Annotated in this window: 12 protein-coding genes and 2 pseudogenes; 7 read left to right on the top strand and 7 right to left on the bottom strand. The window is 65.3% G+C overall.

The features are described from left to right. The first annotated feature begins 7 nt into the window (after positions 1-7). The 4 genes from J3A71_RS18830 to J3A71_RS18815 are packed head-to-tail and all read left to right on the top strand — an operon-like array spanning position 8 to position 5,249. Positions 8-1,579 carry an ABC transporter substrate-binding protein gene (locus J3A71_RS18830; RefSeq protein ID WP_016486044.1) on the top strand — a complete coding sequence of 524 codons (1,572 nt, stop codon included), beginning with the start codon at positions 8-10 and terminating at the stop codon, positions 1,577-1,579. Beyond that, positions 1,572-2,648, top strand: a complete 1,077-nt coding sequence (locus tag J3A71_RS18825; protein WP_096425899.1) for an ABC transporter permease — start codon at positions 1,572-1,574, stop codon at positions 2,646-2,648. The genes J3A71_RS18830 and J3A71_RS18825 overlap by 8 nt, the downstream gene beginning before the upstream one ends. After that, positions 2,641-3,468, top strand: coding sequence for an ABC transporter permease (locus tag J3A71_RS18820; protein ID WP_070086545.1), 828 nt, complete (start codon positions 2,641-2,643; stop codon positions 3,466-3,468). Before J3A71_RS18825 ends, J3A71_RS18820 begins: the two co-directional genes overlap by 8 nt. After that, entirely contained in the window at positions 3,465-5,249 is a 1,785-nt protein-coding gene (locus tag J3A71_RS18815) for an ABC transporter ATP-binding protein (RefSeq protein WP_096425900.1), read from the top strand. Before J3A71_RS18820 ends, J3A71_RS18815 begins: the two co-directional genes overlap by 4 nt. Positions 5,250-5,572: 323 nt before the next feature. Here J3A71_RS18815 and J3A71_RS18810 read toward each other — a convergent pair whose 3' ends face one another. The 6 genes from J3A71_RS18810 to J3A71_RS18785 all read right to left on the bottom strand — a co-directional run bounded on the left by J3A71_RS18810 (position 5,573) and on the right by J3A71_RS18785 (position 14,563). Beyond that, on the bottom strand, positions 5,573-6,661 hold the full coding sequence (locus J3A71_RS18810; RefSeq protein ID WP_095114850.1) for an LLM class flavin-dependent oxidoreductase: 1,089 nt from the start codon (positions 6,659-6,661) through the stop codon (positions 5,573-5,575). A 28-nt stretch (positions 6,662-6,689) separates the two neighbouring features. Further along, positions 6,690-9,266, bottom strand: coding sequence for a TonB-dependent receptor plug domain-containing protein (locus J3A71_RS18805; RefSeq protein WP_209953096.1), 2,577 nt, complete (start codon positions 9,264-9,266; stop codon positions 6,690-6,692). Between the two features lie 218 nt (positions 9,267-9,484). Further along, positions 9,485-11,038, bottom strand: a complete 1,554-nt coding sequence (locus J3A71_RS18800; RefSeq protein WP_060516375.1) for an ABC transporter substrate-binding protein — start codon at positions 11,036-11,038, stop codon at positions 9,485-9,487. Positions 11,039-11,042: 4 nt separating this feature from the next. Next, positions 11,043-12,242, bottom strand: coding sequence for an LLM class flavin-dependent oxidoreductase (locus J3A71_RS18795; protein ID WP_096425901.1), 1,200 nt, complete (start codon positions 12,240-12,242; stop codon positions 11,043-11,045). Positions 12,243-12,254: 12 nt separating this feature from the next. Beyond that, positions 12,255-13,478 carry a lipase family protein gene (locus J3A71_RS18790; RefSeq protein WP_016486051.1) on the bottom strand — a complete coding sequence of 408 codons (1,224 nt, stop codon included), beginning with the start codon at positions 13,476-13,478 and terminating at the stop codon, positions 12,255-12,257. 11 nt (positions 13,479-13,489) lie between these two features. Further along, complete coding sequence (locus tag J3A71_RS18785; protein WP_096425902.1) at positions 13,490-14,563, bottom strand: ABC transporter substrate-binding protein; 1,074 nt, start codon at positions 14,561-14,563, stop codon at positions 13,490-13,492. 293 nt (positions 14,564-14,856) lie between these two features. Here J3A71_RS18785 and J3A71_RS18780 point away from each other — a divergent pair, with 293 nt between their 5' ends. Beyond that, positions 14,857-15,915 carry a sigma-54 dependent transcriptional regulator gene (locus J3A71_RS18780; protein ID WP_016486053.1) on the top strand — a complete coding sequence of 353 codons (1,059 nt, stop codon included), beginning with the start codon at positions 14,857-14,859 and terminating at the stop codon, positions 15,913-15,915. Between the two features lie 43 nt (positions 15,916-15,958). Here the strand turns inward: J3A71_RS18780 and J3A71_RS18775 are convergent. Further along, positions 15,959-16,165: pseudogene (locus J3A71_RS18775) on the bottom strand (L(+)-tartrate dehydratase subunit beta); the annotation flags it as partial. Between J3A71_RS18775 and J3A71_RS18770 the strand changes: the two are divergent. Further along, a pseudogene (locus J3A71_RS18770) lies at positions 16,155-16,490 on the top strand (LysR substrate-binding domain-containing protein); the annotation flags it as partial. The pseudogenes J3A71_RS18775 and J3A71_RS18770 sit on opposite strands and share 11 nt — an antisense overlap. A 140-nt stretch (positions 16,491-16,630) precedes the next feature. Next, complete coding sequence (locus J3A71_RS18765; protein ID WP_096425903.1) at positions 16,631-17,140, top strand: sigma-70 family RNA polymerase sigma factor; 510 nt, start codon at positions 16,631-16,633, stop codon at positions 17,138-17,140.

The following is a 17,140-nucleotide window of genomic DNA, read 5'->3' as shown; positions in this document are numbered from 1 at the left end:
GAAGGTCATGAGCGAGCTGTTTTCGCGCCGGGTGTTTCTCGGCAACAGCCTGGCCGTTGGCGGCAGCTTGCTGCTGGGGGGGCTGCTCAGTGGCTGCGACAGCGGCGCGTCTTCAGCGGCCAGTGCGGCGCTGCCGGGCACGCCGGTGCACGGTGGGCGCTTGCGGGTGGGCATTATTGATGGCGACCAGGCCGGCAACCTTGATGCGCACAAGCCGGTGGGCGGCGGCATCATCCGGGGCTGGGCGCTGTACGCCAAGTGCTGGGAATGGAACGCCGACGTCAGCACGCGCCTGGCACTGGCCGAGTTCGCCGAGCCGAATGCCGACGCCAGCGCCTGGACCATCCGCCTCAAGCCTGGGCTGGAGTTTCACCACGGCAAAAGCATCACCGCCGACGACATGCTGTTCTCGATCCTGCGCCTGACCGACCCGCAGCTGGCCTCGCCCTTCGCCGGGCTGGTCGGCGCTATCGATCGGCAGGCACTGCGCAAACTGGACGAGCGCACAATTGAAATACGTTTCAAGCAGGGGCAAAGCTTCTACCCGCTCGATGAAACGTTGATCAGCTTCGGCGGCATCGTGCCCACCGACTACCACCCGGTGACCAACCCGGTGGGCGCCGGGCCATACCGGCTGAAAAGCTTCATACCTGGCCAGCGCTCGCTCTACACCCGTTTTGAAAACTACTACAAGCCCAATCGCCCCTACGCGGACGAGCTGGAAATCATCGAATTCAAGGACCAGGTGTCGCGGGCCGCAGCGCTGCGCGCCGGGCAGATCGATGTGGCCAGTGGTGTACAGGCTGAGCACAGTGCACTGCTCAAGGCCGACCCACGGCTGCGGCTGTACGCCTCGCCGAGCACCTCGTTCACCGGCTTCAACCTGAACCTGGCCAAGGCGCCGTTCCAGGATGTACGGGTGCGTCAGGCATTCCGCCTGTTGGCCGACCGTCAGGAGCTGGTGGCGCGTGGGCTCAATGGCTTTGGCCGGGTGGCCAACGACTTGTATTCGCCTCACGACCCCACCTTCAACCACGCCATTGCCCAGCGCCCTTACGCGCTGGACCAGGCCCGTTCGCTGCTGCGCCAGGCGGGGCAGGACGATTTGCGTGTGGAACTGACCACCACGCCAGGGCCTGGCGTCAACGCCGCGCTGGTGTTTGCCCAGCAGGCCCTTAAGGCCGGGGTGCAGGTGAAGGTCAACCAGGTGGACGGGTCCGTTTTCAACGGCCCGCAACGTGAGCAATGGCAGCTGTCGCCCGGGTCGACCCCGGCGCGCGGCTTTCTCGCCTCGGCGCTGCACAACGATGCGCCGCAGGCCATCTACAACCGCAGCAACTTCCACGACCCGCGCTTTACCGAACTGTTCCAGCAAGCCCTGGCCCAGCCCGACCTGGCGCGGCGCAGGGCCTTGGTGCATGAAGCCCAGGCCATCCAGCACGAACGTGGCGGGTTGCTGATCTGGGGCTTTTCCGACGTGCTCGATGCGGCGTCGTCCAGGGTTGGCGGGCTTGCCCCGGAACAGACCACCTTCGCCTCCTGGCGCTTTGACGAACTCTGGTTGAACCCCAATGCCTGATCCTCGACACACGCCCCGCACGCCGGCCTGGCTGGCCTGGTTCATCGGCCGCCTCGGTTACGGGTTGCTCACGGCCTGGGTGATCAGCCTGGTGGTGTTCATCGCCACCCAGGCACTGCCTTCTGACCCTGCGCGGGTGATTCTCGGCCCAGATGCGCCGCTGGAAAGCATCCTCACCCTGCAACGGCAACTGGGCCTCGACCAGCCGATTCTGGTGCAGTACCTGCGCTGGCTAGGCGCAGCATTACGCGGGGACCTGGGCATTTCACTGGACTCACAGGTGCCGGTGGCACAACTGCTGTTCGGCCGGTTGGGCCACACCCTTGCCCTGCTGGCCGGGGTGTTGGCACTGGTGGTGCCGGTGGCCTTGCTGTTGGGGGTGAGCCTGGCCCTGCGCCGCGACAGCCGGCTGGACCGCTGGGGCCTGTCGGCGTTGATTCTGCTCAAGGCCACGCCGGGCTTTCTGCTGGCCATCGACCTGGTGTTGCTGTTTTCAATGCCGGGCATGGGCTGGCTGCCGGCGGTGTCGATCCTCGACCCGCAGTTGCCGTTGTGGCGGCAGTGGCCGTCACTGGTGCTACCGGTGCTGGCCCTGAGCCTGACGGCCTTGCCGTACCTCACGCGCATGGTGCGGGCCTCGATGATCGAGGCGCTGGAGTCCGAGTATGTGATTGCCGCGCGGCTGCGGGGTGTCCCCGAGCGGCGCATCGTCTGGCGGCACACGTTGCCCAATGCCCTGACCCCGGCGATCCAGGGCGTGGCACTGACCCTGCGCACGCTGGTCGGCGGTGCATTGCTGGCCGAGGTGATTTTCAGCTACCCCGGTATTGGGACTGCGTTGAATGCGGCGATCCAGATGCGCGACTTGCCGATGATCCAGGGCGTGGTGCTGGTCATCACCGTGGCGGTGGTGCTGATCAACCTGCTGGCCGACCTGCTGACCGTATTGCTCACCCCCAAGCTGCGCACGGCGCGCCGGGTGCGGATGATCCGCCGTATCCGGCGCGGCATTCGGCCTTGGTGGCGACGCGCGCGCAGCACCCCTGCCCAGGAGGCGACCCATGATTGAATCCCGTTGGCTGGCCGACCCACAGGTGCGGCGTGGCGCTGTAATCACCTTGATGGTGGCGCTGCTGGCCGCTTTCGGCCCCTGGCTGGCACCTCATGCGCCCACGGCGATGGTCGGGCCGGTGTACGGCCCCCCGGCTGCCGGGGCACCGCTGGGGCACGATTTTCTGGGCCACGACCTGCTCTCGCGGTTGCTCAGCGGCGGCCTGTCGGTGCTGTGGATGTCGGTGGCAGCAGCCACCCTCGCATTGCTGGTTGGCGGCAGCCTGGGCCTGTTGGCCGGCTTCTCGCGCAGGCGCCTGGACCAGGCGATCAGCTGGGCGGCGGACGTATCGCTGGCGTTCCCGGACCTGATCCTGGTGCTGCTGATCGTGTCCATGCTCGGCCGTGCACCTTGGCTGATCGTGCTGACCGTGGCCATCGCCTTTACCCCGGGGGTTGTCCGCCTGGCCCGCGGCAGTGCCGTGGCGGTCGCCGGGCAGGAGTACGTGGAGGCGGCGCAGATGATGGGTTACCCGCGTTGGCGCATCCTCTTTCATGAAATCCTGCCGAACATCCTCACGCCCCTGCTGGTGCACTTCGGCAACATGCTGACCTGGGCGGTGGGCATGCTGTCCGGCTTGAGTTTTCTGGGCTACGGGGTGGCACCGCCAGCGGCCGACTGGGGTTTGATGATCAACGAAAACCAGGCCGGCCTGCTGGTGCAGCCCTGGGCCGTACTGGCACCTGCATTGCTGATCGGGGTGTTTGCCTATGGCACCAACATCCTGGCCGAAGGGGTTGGCCGGGCCAGTGCAAGGATTGGGGAGAAGCAGCCATGAGCGCGCTGTTGAATGTGGCCAGTGAAGTGTTGCAAGTCAGCGACCTGCGGGTAGAGCTGGCCGGGCAGGTCGATGTGCTGGCCGAGGTGTCCTTCAGCGTTGCAGCGGGCGAGATTGTTGGCCTGGTGGGTGAGTCCGGCTCGGGCAAGACCACCTTGGCCACGGCGTTGCTGCGCCATGCCCGGCAGGGTGCGCGTATCGTTGGCGGGCAAGTGGTGGTGGCCGGGCAGTCGCTGCTCGAGCTCGAAGGTGAGGCCTTGCGCCTGGCCCGTGGCGGGCTGGTCGGCTACGTCGCCCAGGACCCGGCCACGGCGCTGAACCCTGCGCTGCGCCTGGGGGCTTTGCTGCGTGAAACCCTCTTGGCGCACCAGCCTGCGCTGTCGCGTGAAGCGGTGCGCCAGCGCATCGGCGAAACCCTGCTGGATGTGGGCTTGCCCGATGACGACGGCTTCCTGCGGCGTTTTGCGCATCAACTGTCTGGCGGGCAGCAACAGCGGGTGATGCTGGCGCTGGCGTTCGTCTTGCGGCCAAAGCTGATCGTACTCGACGAGCCCACCACCGCACTGGACGTTACCACCCAGGCCCATGTGCTGCAGACCCTCAAGCGCCTGTGCCGTGACCAAGGTGTGGCGGCGCTGTACGTCACCCATGACCTGGCGGTGGTGCGTGACCTGGTCGACCGGGTGATGGTGATGTACGCCGGGCGGCTGGTGGAAGTGGCCGGGCGTGAGGCGTTGTTCCGCGCGCCGTCGCATCCCTACACTCGCGCTTTGCTCGCGGCCATACCTGACATTGCCCGGCGCCAGCCCTTGCAGGCGATTGCCGGGCATGCACCGGCACCGGGGCAGCGCCCGGATGGCTGTGCGTTTGCGCCGCGCTGCGGCAGGCGTCGTGCAGAGTGTTCAGTGATCGAGCCGTCGTTGCTGGCGCATGACGGCGGGCATCGAGTGGCCTGCCTGGTGCCGCACCGAGAGCCGCTGCCCCTCGGTGAAGCGGCTGTCGAGGCGGCTGCTGCGCCGGGCGCAGCGGTGTTGCTGGAGGTGCAGGGGCTGGACGTAGCTTACGATCGCCAGGTGTTGTTCGATGTGTCTCTGCGGGTGAGGCAAGGGGAGTGCCTGGCGCTGGTGGGCGAGTCGGGTTCGGGCAAGACCAGCCTGGCCAGGGCCATTGCCGGGCTGGGCGAAAACGTTCAGGGGCAACTCAGTTACGCCGGCGCGCCTTTGGCGTTTGCCGCGCGCGAACGTGATGCGGGGCTGCGTCACCAGATCCAGTATGTGTTCCAGAACCCCTATAGGGCCTTGAACCCGAGGCAGACCATCGGGCAAACGCTCAGCGCGCCGTTGGCGCACTTTTTCGGGGTGCGCGGTGGTAAAGCGCGCGAGCGGGTCGAGGCCGTGCTGGAGCGGGTGTCGCTACCGGCGCGTGTGGCCGACTTGTATCCGCATAGCTTGTCTGGTGGTGAACGCCAGCGGGTGGCGATAGCCAGGGCGTTGATCTGCGAGCCGAAGTTGCTGGTATGTGACGAGATCACCTCGGCGCTGGATGTGTCGGTGCAGGCATCGATACTGGCCTTGTTGCAGCGCTTGCAGGGGGAGGGGTTGACCTTGCTGTTCGTCACCCATGACCTTGGGGTGGTGCGGGCGATTGCCGACCGCGTGCTGGTGTTGCGCCAGGGGCGGGTGGTGGAGCAGGGCATTGCCGATCAGGTGCTGGGGCGGCCGGTTGATGCTTATACCCGCACGCTGGTGGAGCATTCGCCCAGGTTGCGTGTTGGCCTCTAGGTGCTTGCCTTGGGGTATGCAGCGCCTGTGAGACCGAGCGCCGCCCGCGCGGCGCATCGCGACGCAAGGCCGCTCCCACATCTGTTTCGGGCCAGTCATACCTGTACCAATGCGCGCGACCGCCTTGTTGGCCCGTCTCGATATTGAGGTGGGCGCCAAGGGGACGCGCGCCCATGTCACAGGAGTAATTGGCCCGAAACAGATGTGGGAGCGGCCTTGCGTCGCGATGCGCCGCGCGGGCGGCGCTCGATCTCACAGGCGCCAAACAACCCAAGGCATGCACCCGGCAAACCAGATGCACCCCATAGCCATACCCCCCACCTTCACCCCACAAACCGAGCCTGGCGCCGTCGAACTTCCTCGCGCACCGCCGGTATCACCCAGCGCCCGTAATCCACCGTGTCATACAGCGGGTCATAGCCCCGGTTGAGAAAGGTGGTCACCCCAAGGTCGACATAATCGAGCAACGCCTGGGCCACGGTCTCCGGCGTGCCCACCAGTGCGGTGGTATCGCCATAGGCACCCACCGCCGTCGCCGTCGGCATCCACAACGCCCGATCATGTCGGTCGGCACGGGCGGCGGCTGCCAGCAGGCGTTCAGAACCGGTGCCCTTGATGCGTTTCTGCCAAGGGCTGTTAGCCGCAAATTGCGGGTTGGCCTTGATCTGCGCGAGGATCTGTTCGGCACGCTGCCAGGCCTGCTCCTCGGTGGCACCCAGGATCAGCCGCACCGACAGGCTGACCCTTGGCGCTGCCACCCCTGCGGCGTTGGCGGCAGCCTTGAGTTTGCCGATCTGCTCGGCGACGCCGCTCAGCGGTTCCCCCCACAGCGCATACAGATCCGCATGCTTGACGGCGATCTGGTAGGCGATGTCGGACGAGCCTCCGAAGGAAATCGGGATATGCGGCTGCTGCAGCGGCTTCACCGGTGAAAAGGCACCCTTGATATTGAAGTAGCGGCCCTCGAAGTCGAACGGCGCCTCGGCCGTCCAGGTGCGGCGGACAATCTCCAGGTATTCGTCGGCACGCCGGTAGCGCTCGGTCTTGTCCAGCAGCGTGTCCCCCTCTTGCGGCTCGGCGGTGATACCGGTGATTGCATGCAGGCGGATGCGCCCGCCGCCGGTGGTGTGGTCGAGCGTGGCGAATGCCCGTGCGGCCACCGTCGGCGCGGTCAGCGCCGGGCGGTGGGCAATCATGAAACCCAGGCGTTCGGTGTGCGCGGCAGCATAGGCGGCAATCTGCAGGCTGTCGGCGCTGCCAGGGCCGCTGGCGATCAGCACCCGGTCGAACCCGGCATGCTCATGGGCGCGGGCGTGGTGACGGATGAATGGCAGGTCGAAGTCGGGTGTGCGTACGCCACGGGTCTCGGACCACTGGCGGGGGAAGATCATGCCGACAAATTCAATGGACATGGCTAAGGCCTTTCAGGTTGAGGAGGAATCAGAATTGGTAATCGACCTGGGCCAGCAGCGTGCGGCCCGGCATCGGTTGCAGAAAGGTATTGGTGGACCCGGCCAGGCCACTGACGAAATTCAGCTCGTCGGTGACGTTGAGCATGCGCACCGTCACGCCCCACTGCGGCTGGCGGTAGTACACGGCAAGATCGAGGTTGTATTCGTCCGGCACTTTCACCGTCTTGCTCAGGTTCAGGTACCAGCTGCTGGTCCACCAGCCGGAAAGCTCAACGCCAAACCCTGAGTCGAAGCGGTAGTCGACATACCCGCCAGCGTTGTATTCGGGGATCTGCACCGCATCGAACTTGCCGGCCGGGCGCTGGTTGAGGCTGTTGTTTTCGCCAAACACAGTGCCGTTGTCGGGGATGAAGCCGGCCGAGGCAAACCCGGCCTGGCTGGTGAACTCGTTGTAGGCGCTGATGCGGCTGAGGTTGAGGCCGCCGCGCAGGTGCTGGTCCTGGTAGCGCAGGGTGGCTTCCCAGCCTTTGACGATCAGCCGGGCAATGTTGTTGTTGCTGTCCGGCGACTGGTCACGGGCCTGCTTGTAGGCAGCCAGGGTGAAGAACAGCTGGTCGGGCACAGCCTCCACCTTCAAACCGACCTCATGCAACACGCTCAGGCTCTCGAAGGCCAGTGGGTTGAGCTGGTTGGCCCCCGTGCCGCTGCCCCAGCCCAGGCCGTTGGTGAAGAAGCCGGTATTCACTGCGAGGGAACGGTCGAACGTGTAGTACAGCGTGCTGTTTTCCGTGGGTTTGAAATAGGGACTGACCTGCACCGAGAACAGCCGGTAATTATCCGAGTCCTTGCGCGGGTTGCCGCCGGTCAGCACGAACGGGTTTTCGATGCGGGCGTCGATCCAGCTGCGGCTGGCGCCCACGTTCAGGCCCACACGTTCACCCAGGCGCAGGTTGTGCTGGCTGAACAGCGTCTGGGTGGTCCAGGTGCTGTCGGCGGTGTAGGGCGCCACCGATTCTGCATACAGACCGTGCCCGGCCGGGTACATGGCGGGCAGGTTGAGCCAGCCGTAGTAGCTGGAAAGCTGCGGCACACCGGGTTGGCCGATCCAGGCGGCGTTGCCACCGGCGGGGTTGCGGCCGCTCAGGCCGAGCAGGTCGCCGGGGTTTTTCAAGGTGGGGTCGAGGGTCAGGTCATAGGCGTTGATGGTGCTGCCGAAGCTGTTGTTGGCGGCGATCGACTCATTGCGCTCGCGGCGGTAGATCAGCCCGGTGTTGCTGTCGTCGACCAGGGTCAGGTCGCCCAGTTGCCACTGGCCACGTGCGCGGAATTCGAAGCGGTTGTCGAAGATGTCGTCCTTGCCCTGCACCTGGAACGCCCCGACGGCATCGGTGGTGTCGGTGGAGTGCTGGTAGAAGGTGCTGTTGGCCAAGGTGATCGACGGGGTCAGGTCGCCTTCGATGCGCAGTTGCGTGGTAAAGCGCCGCGAACGGTTTTCGTCCTGCGCACGCTGGCCGGTTTGTGACGACAAGGAGGTCAGGCCGTTGCCCGCCAGCGACGGGTCATAGACCCAGCCCCGCAGGCTGCCGGGGTTGGCCTGCGTATTGGGTGACGCGCCCTGGAAGCTGCCGTTGACCACCTGGTACTGGCCCTGGGCATTGCGCTGGCGTTGCACCCAGCCCAGCACCTGGGCATCGGAGGCACCGGAGGACAGCACTGGCGACCACAGTGTATTGCCGTTCTGGATGACCGGTGTGGCGCGGCCGGCGTAGTACTTGCCGTGGTCGACCAGGTCCTGGGTGGCGCGGTTCCAGCCGTGGGTGATGTTGTAGTCGAAGTAGTCGTCGTAGGTGGCGTTCCAGTCCACCCGCAGGTTGTCGTTGCGCCAGGCCAGCGCGCCGTAGAAGGCGTCGAAGTTGTTCTCGACATTGTCGTAGAAGTCTTCCTGGCGCTGGCGGGTGATGCTCACCCGGTAAGCCAGGTTGTCCGTCAGCGGGCCGGTGTTGTCGATGCTGAACTTGGTGGCATCGCGTGATTCGCCATCGGGGATCCAGCTGCCGATTTCGCCGCTGAGCTTGGTGCGGAAACGGTTGAAGTCAGGCTTCTTGCTCAGGTAGTTGACGTAGCCGCCACTGCCGCTGACCGAGCCGTAGGTCACCGACGAAGGCCCGGCGACGATGTCGGCGCCTTCGTAGGCGTTGAAGTTGGCCGGGTGGCGCACCCCGTAGGCGCGCTGGCCATCCTGGAACACCTCGGTATTCTGCCCGCGCATCTGCGGGGCGATGCCGGCGTTCTGGCCACCGCCGCGGGTGATGCCGGGGGCGTACTTGACCAGGTCGTCGGAGCTGCGGATCGGGTCGTTGGCCAGTTGCTCGGCGTTGATCTGGGTGACTGAGCGCGGGGTGTCCAGCACCTTGGCTTCCAGGCCGCCATAGATCGAGGCGGGCGGTCGGGTGGGCAGGGCATCGTCGTCAGTCTGTTCGGCCTGCACCGTGACGGTTTGCAGTTGGGTGTCTTGGGCGTGGGCCAGCGGCGCGCTGGCGGCCAGCATGGCCAGCGCCAGGGCGCTGGGCGGGAATTTGGGGTGCAGCAAGGTCACGCGGGGCATTGGCTGGGCCTCGTTCAATAGCAGGAATGTGGGAGAAGCGAGGGCGCAGCCGCGCCTGCGGTTGGGTGGGTATCTCTCAAGCCTGTCAGGAGGTTCTGTGGGAGCGGGCTTGTCCCGCGAACCAGGGCGAAGCCCTGGCCATGCACCTCTGGTGTCCAGGCGGGCCTATTCGCGGGACAAGCCCGCTCCCACAGGGGAATAGGCTGTCTTGGGGCGGATCAGGTTTTCAGCCACAGGCTCTCGAACCGCCAGGTACTGAACAGCGACTGCTCGGCCTGCGCGCCCCCCACGCGGGTGCTGACGCTGTCGAGCAGGTCGGCAAAGCCCCATATCAGCATGCCGCCGCGCTCGTACTGAATGCGTTGCGCCCGGTGTACCAGCGCTTTGCGTTGCTCCAGGTCCGGCTGGGCCATGGCGGCGAGGAAGGCCTCACTGAATTCGCGGTCGTGGAAGTGGGTCTTGTTGGCTACAGCAAACGGCGCGTCGGTGTGGATGGCACTGGCCAGGAACGGCGCACCGATGCTGCCGCCGGTACTCAAGGTCCAGTCGTCGCGCTGCGGGCCCTGGAAGGTGGCCAGGTCGACCTGGCGCACGTTCAGGGTCACGCCGATACGTCGGGCCTGCTCGGCCAATACCAGGGCCGAAGCCAGCCCCGGCCCTGGTGTGGTCACCAGATCCACCTGCAACTGTTCATGGCCGGCCTGGCGCAGCAACTGCGCCGCACGCTGCGGGTCATGAGGGCGCGGGCCAAGGCTGTGGTCGAAGGTGGGGTCGAAGGGTGCATACAGGTCGTTCGCCACCCGGCCCTGGCCATTCAGCGCACGGCGCACCAATTCGTCACGGTCGGCCAGCAGGCGGAATGCTTCCCGTACGCGCGGGTCGTTGAAGGGCGCCTTGGCGGTGTTCATGTCGAACGACAGCCAGTTGCCGCTCACCGATTTCAGCAGCCGCAGCCGAGGGTCGGCCTGCAGTACCTGCAAGTGCTCGGTGGACATGACGTTGGCCATGTCGATTTGCCCCGCACGCAACGCTGCCAGGCGGCCGGTCTGGTCCTTGAAGTCGATGATCTCCAGTTCATCGGCGTAGGGCTTCCCGGGCTTGTAGTAGTTGTCGAAGCGGGTGAACAGCGAGCGCTGGCCTGGGGTGAAGCTTTTCAATTTGTACGGCCCGGCACCGACCGGGTTGGTGACCGGGTGGTAGTCCACCGGTACGATGCCGCCGAAGTTGACCCAGGTTTCTGCCAGCGGCAGGTAGCTGCGCCCCTCGCGAAAGCCCAGGCGTACGGTGCGGTCGTCCAGCTTGACCAGGTTGTCGCGGTCTACCCAGTGCAGCAGTGCCGCATAGGGCGAGGCCAGCTGCGGGTCGGTGAGGCGGCGGATGGAAAAGATCAGGTCGTCGGCGTCGATGGTCTTGCCGTGGTGGAATTCCAGCCCCGGTTTCAGCCGCAAGGTCCAGCTGCTGGCATCGGCATTGGGCTCGGCGAACTCGGCCAGGGCCAGGCGCGGCTGCATCTGCTCGTCCCATTCCCACAGTTTGCTGTACAGGGCAAAGCCACGCACGATGCCGCTGCCGATGGGCTTGTGGGCGTCGAGGTTGCCGCTCTGGTTGCCGTCGATGATGCCCAGGCGCAAGCGCCCGCCGTGGCGCGGCTGGTCGGCTGCAGCGTGGGTGGGGCTGTCGGCGGGGCCGCAGCCGGCCAGCAGCCCGCCCGCCAGCACGCCAGCGTGGCCGAGGAAGCCGCGCCGGCTCAGTGGGTAACCGTCCCTGGCCATGGCGTCAGGCCCCGTTGCTGGCGTGCAGTTGCACGGGTTCGGCTGCCGGGCGGGCAAGGGCTGCGCGCTGCGCACGGAAGTGCGGCAGGATGTGTTCGCCGATGCGGTAGGCCTCTTCCAGGTGCGGGTAGCCGGCAAGGAAGAATAGATCGACACCGATGCCGTGATACTCGCGGATACGCGCCACCACGTTGGTGTAGCTGCCCACCAGTGCGCAGCCCGGCGGGATGCCGATGTAGCCGAAACCGGTCCAAACATTGGGGTGGATGAAGAAGTCGTCAAAGGCCTGCTGCTGGTCCTGGTCGCTGTAGCCGTGCTCGTAGCTCAGTTTGCGCGCCGTGCGCAGGCCGGCGTGGGCGGCGCGGGCCTTGACCGTGCCTTTGGCCACGCCTTCGTCGAAGAAGCGCTTGGCCTCGGCCAGCGCGGCTGCTTCGGTCTCGCGTGCGATCACGTCGATGGACAGGCCAAAGCGGATGTCGGTACGGCCCCACTTCAGCGCCCGGGCGCGGATGTCGGCGATCAGCGCGGCGATCTCGTCCGGGTGCTCGGCGCGCATCAGGTAGAAATCGGCGTGCTTGGCGGCGAACTCGCGCGCTGCCACCGACGAGCCTGCGGTGCAGATCAGCGGCAGCTCGGCCTTTTTCAGCGGGCCGCGCAGGCCACCGCCCTCGGCGCGGTAGTAGGTGCCTTCGTAGTGGAACTGCTCGTTGTGCCAATAGCCGCGGACCACGTCCATGAATTCGGTGGCACGGGCGTAGCGCTGGTCATGGTCTTCAAAGTCGCCCACCTGGCGCTGGATGGCATCGGAACCGCCGTTGATGATGTTCCACACCAGCCGGTTGCCGGTGGCGCGCTGGTAGGTCGCGGCCTGTTGCACGGCCACCCACGGGGTGTAGTGATAGGGCTGGAACGCGGTGACGAATTTCAGCGTGCGGGTTTCCCGGGCCAGCAGCGAGCACACCGTCCATGGCTCTTCGCCGGTGGGGGCGTTGACCATCAGTGCGCCGCCAAAGCCGTTTATTTCAGCGGCGCGGGTGATTTGACCGAGGTAGTCGATATAGGTGAAGTGATCACCCACCGCAAACCCCGACACCGCACCGGTGCTGGGCCCGCCCGCATGCCAGTCGCCGCGGTTGCGCGGGTCGCCGGGGAGGAACTGGGTTTCGCCATGCAAGGGCAGGCGGGTGAAGAATTCGATGCTCATGGGTTGGCCTCCTTACTGGACGCTTGGGCTGCAATTGGGGGTGACCGGCTGGCCGCTGATGACCTGGCGGGCGAAGGGGATCGAGTCCTTCAGCGAGGCATTCACCGTTTCGCTGTGGCCCAGGCCCTTGTAAAGGTGGCCCTGCACCACCGAGCCGGCCTTGCAGGCGTCCTGCATCAGCGCCACCTGTGTAGCGGCGGCGGGGGTCTTGTCCTCGGCGCCGGTGCCGATGAAGATCGGCTGGGCCAGTTTCAGGGTCGGGTACGACACCTGCGCCAGCCATGGCTTGAGCTGGTCGCCCTTGTAGTCTTTCTTGGCGTTGGCCGGGGTCAGGCCTGTGCCGACCACGTCGCTGACCAAGGCTGACAGGCAGCTGGTGCGCGCCTGCTCGAACAGCGGCAAGGCCTTGTCGGTGTAGAAGTCGCGCGGGTCGATGCTTGGGTCGTACTGCTGCGCAGCCAGCAGGGTGTAGAAGCCATAGGCCAGGGCCGGGTCGACCTTGTCCTGGTCTTGTTCACCGACATTCTTCGAGCCCACGGTGTAGATCACCCCCGTACCGATACTGCCCTTGACGCCCAGCTTGGGCGCATAGGTCGCCGCATAGGCACCGGCGGCAAAGGCCCCGGCGCCGCCTTGCGACTGGCCAATGATCAGCACCTTGTCTGCCAGCCCTGGCACGCCGGCGACCACCGCCTTGGCCGCATCGAGAATGCCGTAGGCGGCCATGCGGTTGTTCAGCAGCGGGTGGCCACCCGGTACACCGAGGCCTTGGTAGTCGGTGGCGACGATGGCGTAGCCCTCATCGAGCCAGCGGTTGAGGTATTGCACATCGCGGTAGCTGCGGCCAGCCCAGGACGGTGCGCAGATATCTGCCACGCCGACGGTGCCGTGGCCCCAGCTGGCGACCGGCCAGCCGCCTGCCGGTGCCTGGCCTTTGGGAATGAACAGTGCGCCGGACACCACGATCGGGGTCTTGCCGTCGATACCATCCAGCGAGGTGTAGAGAATGCGTTGCGCGCTGGCTGCGTTGGGCAGGCTGAGTGCCTGGTCCAGCGGTTCGCTGCGCAGCAGTTTACCGGGCGTGCCGGGGATGGCCTTGCTCCAGGTGTAGAAGGCCGACACACGGCCATCGCCCTGCTGCGGATCAGGTTTGGGTGCGTAGGTTTCGGCGGCCATGGCACCGATGGACAGGGCCAGGGCGCTGAGGCCGAAGACGAGCGAAGCAGGCAGTTTCATGGGTAAGGCTCTCAAGGTTGTTGGCTGATCTGGGCGTCGAGGGACGGCCAGTAGTGGGTCAGTTGCAGGTCGATCAGCGCCTGGCGGGTAAAGCCTGTGGCCAGGTCGCTGGTAATGTCGTAGGGCGTGCGGATCAGCCGGTTGGCCAGGGCGTACTGGCCCAGGGCGTCGTAGTGGGCCTTGAGCTGGGCATCGCTTTTCGGTGCCCAGCGCGCCTTCCACACGACCGGGTCGTCCTGGTCGTCCCGGCGCAGCACGCTTTCGCTCACACCGGCGCGCGAAGACCACCCGTAGTAGGCGTCGCGGTTCTGCTCCTGAGAAATCCACCAGGCGGCGCGCACCCAGGCGGTGGCCACCAGCTGCGTCAGGTCGGCGTGCTGCTGCACGAAGCGGTCAGTGCCCCACAGGTCCGACACCAGCCGCCAGTCGTTGGCGCCTTGCTTGGTCGACCAGAGGATGCGCGCCACGCCTTTGTCTTCCAGGGCATAGGCTTCGTTGAGCAGCACGGCAGCGTCGACCTTGCCGGCGGACACCGCAGCCGCGCCTACTTGCGGGTTGAGGTTGGCGATCTTGAAATCACTGAGTGCCAGGCCCTGGCTTTGCAGGAAATTGCTGAAGGCGAACTCCCATGGGCGGCCGCGGTGCAAAGCCAGGCGCTTGCCTTTGAGGTCCTGAATGCTGCGCACCGTCGAGTCGCTCGGTACTACCAGGTAGATGTTGTTGCCGCTGCCACCCGGTACCACCAGCTTGCCCGGCACCTGGCCGGCGCCGGCGATGACCGAGGGCAGGTCGCCGCGTACGGCAAAGTCCAGGCTGTCGTTGCTGAAGCCTTCGTTGATCTGCGGCCCGGCGCCGGCATGCGGCAGGGCGGTCCATTGCAGTTTCACGCCGCGGGCGGCCAGTTGCTGTTCCAGCCAGCCTTCTTCAATCACCCGCCCCGGGATGCCGCCGAACACCGGGGCGCCACCCTGGGTGAAGGCAACAATGGCGATGCGCACCGCCGCCGGTGGCTCGGCGGCCAGCGCAGTCAGGCTAAGGAACAGGCCGCCCAGCAGGGCGAGGGCATTACGCCAGGGATTGTTCATGTGCAGCTCCAGGCAAAGGTTCTACAGGCCAGGAGCGAAATGCATGCCAGCATGCCTTGAAGTGGCGCAAGCCCCCTATTTACAGGGCCTCCAGCCATGAGCACCTAGGTGTGCAAGGCAAGGTCTGCTGATCGGCGGGCAGGGGAGTGCTGACGGGTTGCTGCTGTGGCAGCAATCAGCTGCTGAAAATTTGAATATTCTTAATTCGAATATCTAAATATTAATTAATAATTTTTTGATCTAATTTGTTTCATGCACTATGGGCCTGCGCGTCAACTGCCAGGAATGCCCCTATGTCGCTGATCACCCACCCCAATGCCCGCGAGCTGACCAAGTCGGTACGTGCCACCGTGCTCGTGTTCAAGGACCCGCGCTCCCAGGAACTGCTCAGCCGCATCGAGCGCCTGGCGCCCAGCGAGGCCAACACCCTGATCATCGGCGAAACCGGCACCGGCAAGGAGCTGGTCGCCCGTCATATCCACCACCTTAGCCGCCGTGGGCGTGAGCCATTCGTGGCAGTCAACTGCGGTGCCTTTGCCGAAACCTTGGTGGAGAGCGAGCTGTTTGGCCACGAAAAAGGCGCGTTTACGGGCGCCACCAGTAACAAGGCTGGCTGGTTCGAGGCGGCTAATGGCGGCACGTTGTTCCTGGATGAAATCGGTGACCTGCCGCTGAACATGCAGGTGAAGTTGCTGCGGGTGCTACAGGAGCGTGAAGTGGTGCGCCTGGGTTCACGAACGCCAATTCCGATCAATGTCCGGCTGGTGGCGGCGACCAACGTCAATCTGGCCGATGCGGTGGTGGCGGGGCACTTTCGTGAAGACCTGTTCTACCGCCTGCATGTGGCGACGATTCGCTTGCCGCCGTTGCGCGAGCGGCCGGGGGACATCCTGCCGCTGGCGGAATTCTTCATCGAGGAACATTGCCGACGCCTGGGTTACGAGCGTGCTTCGTTGAGCCCGGATGCCGAACGCAAATTGCTGGCGCATAGCTGGCCGGGCAACATCCGCGAGCTGGAAAACGCCATTCACCATGCGTTGCTGGTGTGCCGGTATCAGGTGGTGGCGCCGGCGGACCTGCACCTGGTCGATATGCGGCCACAGGTGGCGGCGCCTGCGGCCCATGCGTATTTGCCGGCAGCGAGCGCGGCACCGCCTGACCTGGAAAGCGCGTTGCTGGCGTTGTTCGAGCAGAACGTGCCGAATTTGTATGAGCATATTGAGGAGACGGTGTTCAGGGCGGCGTATCGGTATTGCCACGGCAACCAGTTGCAGACAGGGCGGTTGCTGAACATCAGCCGCAACATCGTGCGGGCGCGGCTGGAGAAGATTGGCGAACTGTCGAAGGCTTGATTTGCTTGTCTTGGGGCCGCACAGCGGCCCGAAAGTGGCTTGGTTATTTGATGAAGCGCACCTGGCTGATGATCTTCTCGATCACTGCCCCTTTACGTTCGTTGAAGCGGGCCTTGTTCTGCTCGAACAGGTTGTTGCCCTTGGTATCGATGGAGATGATCAGCGGCCCGAACTCGCGAACACGGTTCACCCAAAGGGGCTCCGGCATGCCCAGGTCCTGCCACTCCGCACGCTCTACTATCGATGTGGCCATTCGCTTTGGTGAGCTGCCTGATTCGCGCCTGATCGCGCGCAAGATCGCTGCCAACCGCCGCCGGTTGTGCGCGGCGCCCGCTTACCTGGAGGCCCACGGCACCCCTGAAGCACCAAAAGACCTGGCCAGCCACAACTGCATCGTGTTGCGCCAGAACGATGCCGCGTTCGGCATCTGGCGGCTCAGCCGCGGCAAGCAGAGCGAGTCGGTGAAAGTGCGCGGCAGCCTGAGCACAAACGATGGCGAGGTCGCCCTGAACTGGGCCCTCGATGGGCAAGGCATCCTGATGCGGGCCGAGTGGAACCTGGCTGACCACCTGCGATGGCGCATCGTCAGCTCAGCGTTCTTGGGCCTGGCCGAAGACCTTGGTTTCCCATGACCGCTGCGCAAAGCAATTGCGAAATCCGGTCAGACTCAGGTTAAATGAGAGTCATTATTAAAGACGCTCTCATCGGTTCTACCATGTCCTGTGCTGACCCTTCCCTGCAAAAAGCCGTGCACACGCTTTACGAGGACCACCATTCCTGGTTGTGCGGGTGGCTGCGCCGCAAGCTCGGGTGTGTGGAGCATGCGGCCGACCTGGCCCAGGACACGTTCATGCGGGTACTGACCCTGCGCAAGGCGGCCGAGCTGCAACAGCCACGGGCTTATCTGAGCAGTATTGCCCGGAGCCTGATGATCGACATGTTTCGGCGGCGTGCCGTGGAGCAGGCCTACCTGGAAACCCTCGCGGCACGGCCTGAGCCTGTAGAAGTTTCGCCGGAGGCGCGCCTGCTGATCATCGAGACGCTGCTGGAAATCGATCGGCTACTCGACGGGCTGGGCTCGCGTACCCGCGAGATCTTCCTCATGGCCCAGCTCGATGGCTTGAGCTATGTGGAAATTGCGCGGCGCCTGGATGTTTCGCTCACTACTGTCAAAAAGCATGCAGTGCGGGCGCTGACCCATTGCCTGATGCTGGCCGAGGCCTGA

The organism is Pseudomonas sp. PvP089, from assembly GCF_017875165.1.
Taxonomy (GTDB): Bacteria; Pseudomonadota; Gammaproteobacteria; order Pseudomonadales; family Pseudomonadaceae; genus Aquipseudomonas; species Aquipseudomonas fortuita.
Note: the sequence above shows the minus strand (reverse complement) of the source record. Positions and strands in the feature narration are given on the sequence as shown.

Bases quoted from the DNA above. Each gene is read 5' to 3' on its own strand.
- J3A71_RS18830 (WP_016486044.1), top strand. From the start codon at position 8: ATGAGCGAGCTGTTTTCGCGCCGGGTGTTTCTCGGCAACAGCCTGGCC.
- J3A71_RS18825 (WP_096425899.1), top strand. From the start codon at position 1,572: ATGCCTGATCCTCGACACACGCCCCGCACGCCGGCCTGGCTGGCCTGG.
- J3A71_RS18820 (WP_070086545.1), top strand. From the start codon at position 2,641: ATGATTGAATCCCGTTGGCTGGCCGACCCACAGGTGCGGCGTGGCGCT.
- J3A71_RS18815 (WP_096425900.1), top strand. From the start codon at position 3,465: ATGAGCGCGCTGTTGAATGTGGCCAGTGAAGTGTTGCAAGTCAGCGAC.
- J3A71_RS18810 (WP_095114850.1), bottom strand. From the start codon at position 6,661: ATGTCCATTGAATTTGTCGGCATGATCTTCCCCCGCCAGTGGTCCGAG.
- J3A71_RS18805 (WP_209953096.1), bottom strand. From the start codon at position 9,266: ATGCCCCGCGTGACCTTGCTGCACCCCAAATTCCCGCCCAGCGCCCTG.
- J3A71_RS18800 (WP_060516375.1), bottom strand. From the start codon at position 11,038: ATGGCCAGGGACGGTTACCCACTGAGCCGGCGCGGCTTCCTCGGCCAC.
- J3A71_RS18795 (WP_096425901.1), bottom strand. From the start codon at position 12,242: ATGAGCATCGAATTCTTCACCCGCCTGCCCTTGCATGGCGAAACCCAG.
- J3A71_RS18790 (WP_016486051.1), bottom strand. From the start codon at position 13,478: ATGAAACTGCCTGCTTCGCTCGTCTTCGGCCTCAGCGCCCTGGCCCTG.
- J3A71_RS18785 (WP_096425902.1), bottom strand. From the start codon at position 14,563: ATGAACAATCCCTGGCGTAATGCCCTCGCCCTGCTGGGCGGCCTGTTC.
- J3A71_RS18780 (WP_016486053.1), top strand. From the start codon at position 14,857: ATGTCGCTGATCACCCACCCCAATGCCCGCGAGCTGACCAAGTCGGTA.
- J3A71_RS18765 (WP_096425903.1), top strand. From the start codon at position 16,631: ATGTCCTGTGCTGACCCTTCCCTGCAAAAAGCCGTGCACACGCTTTAC.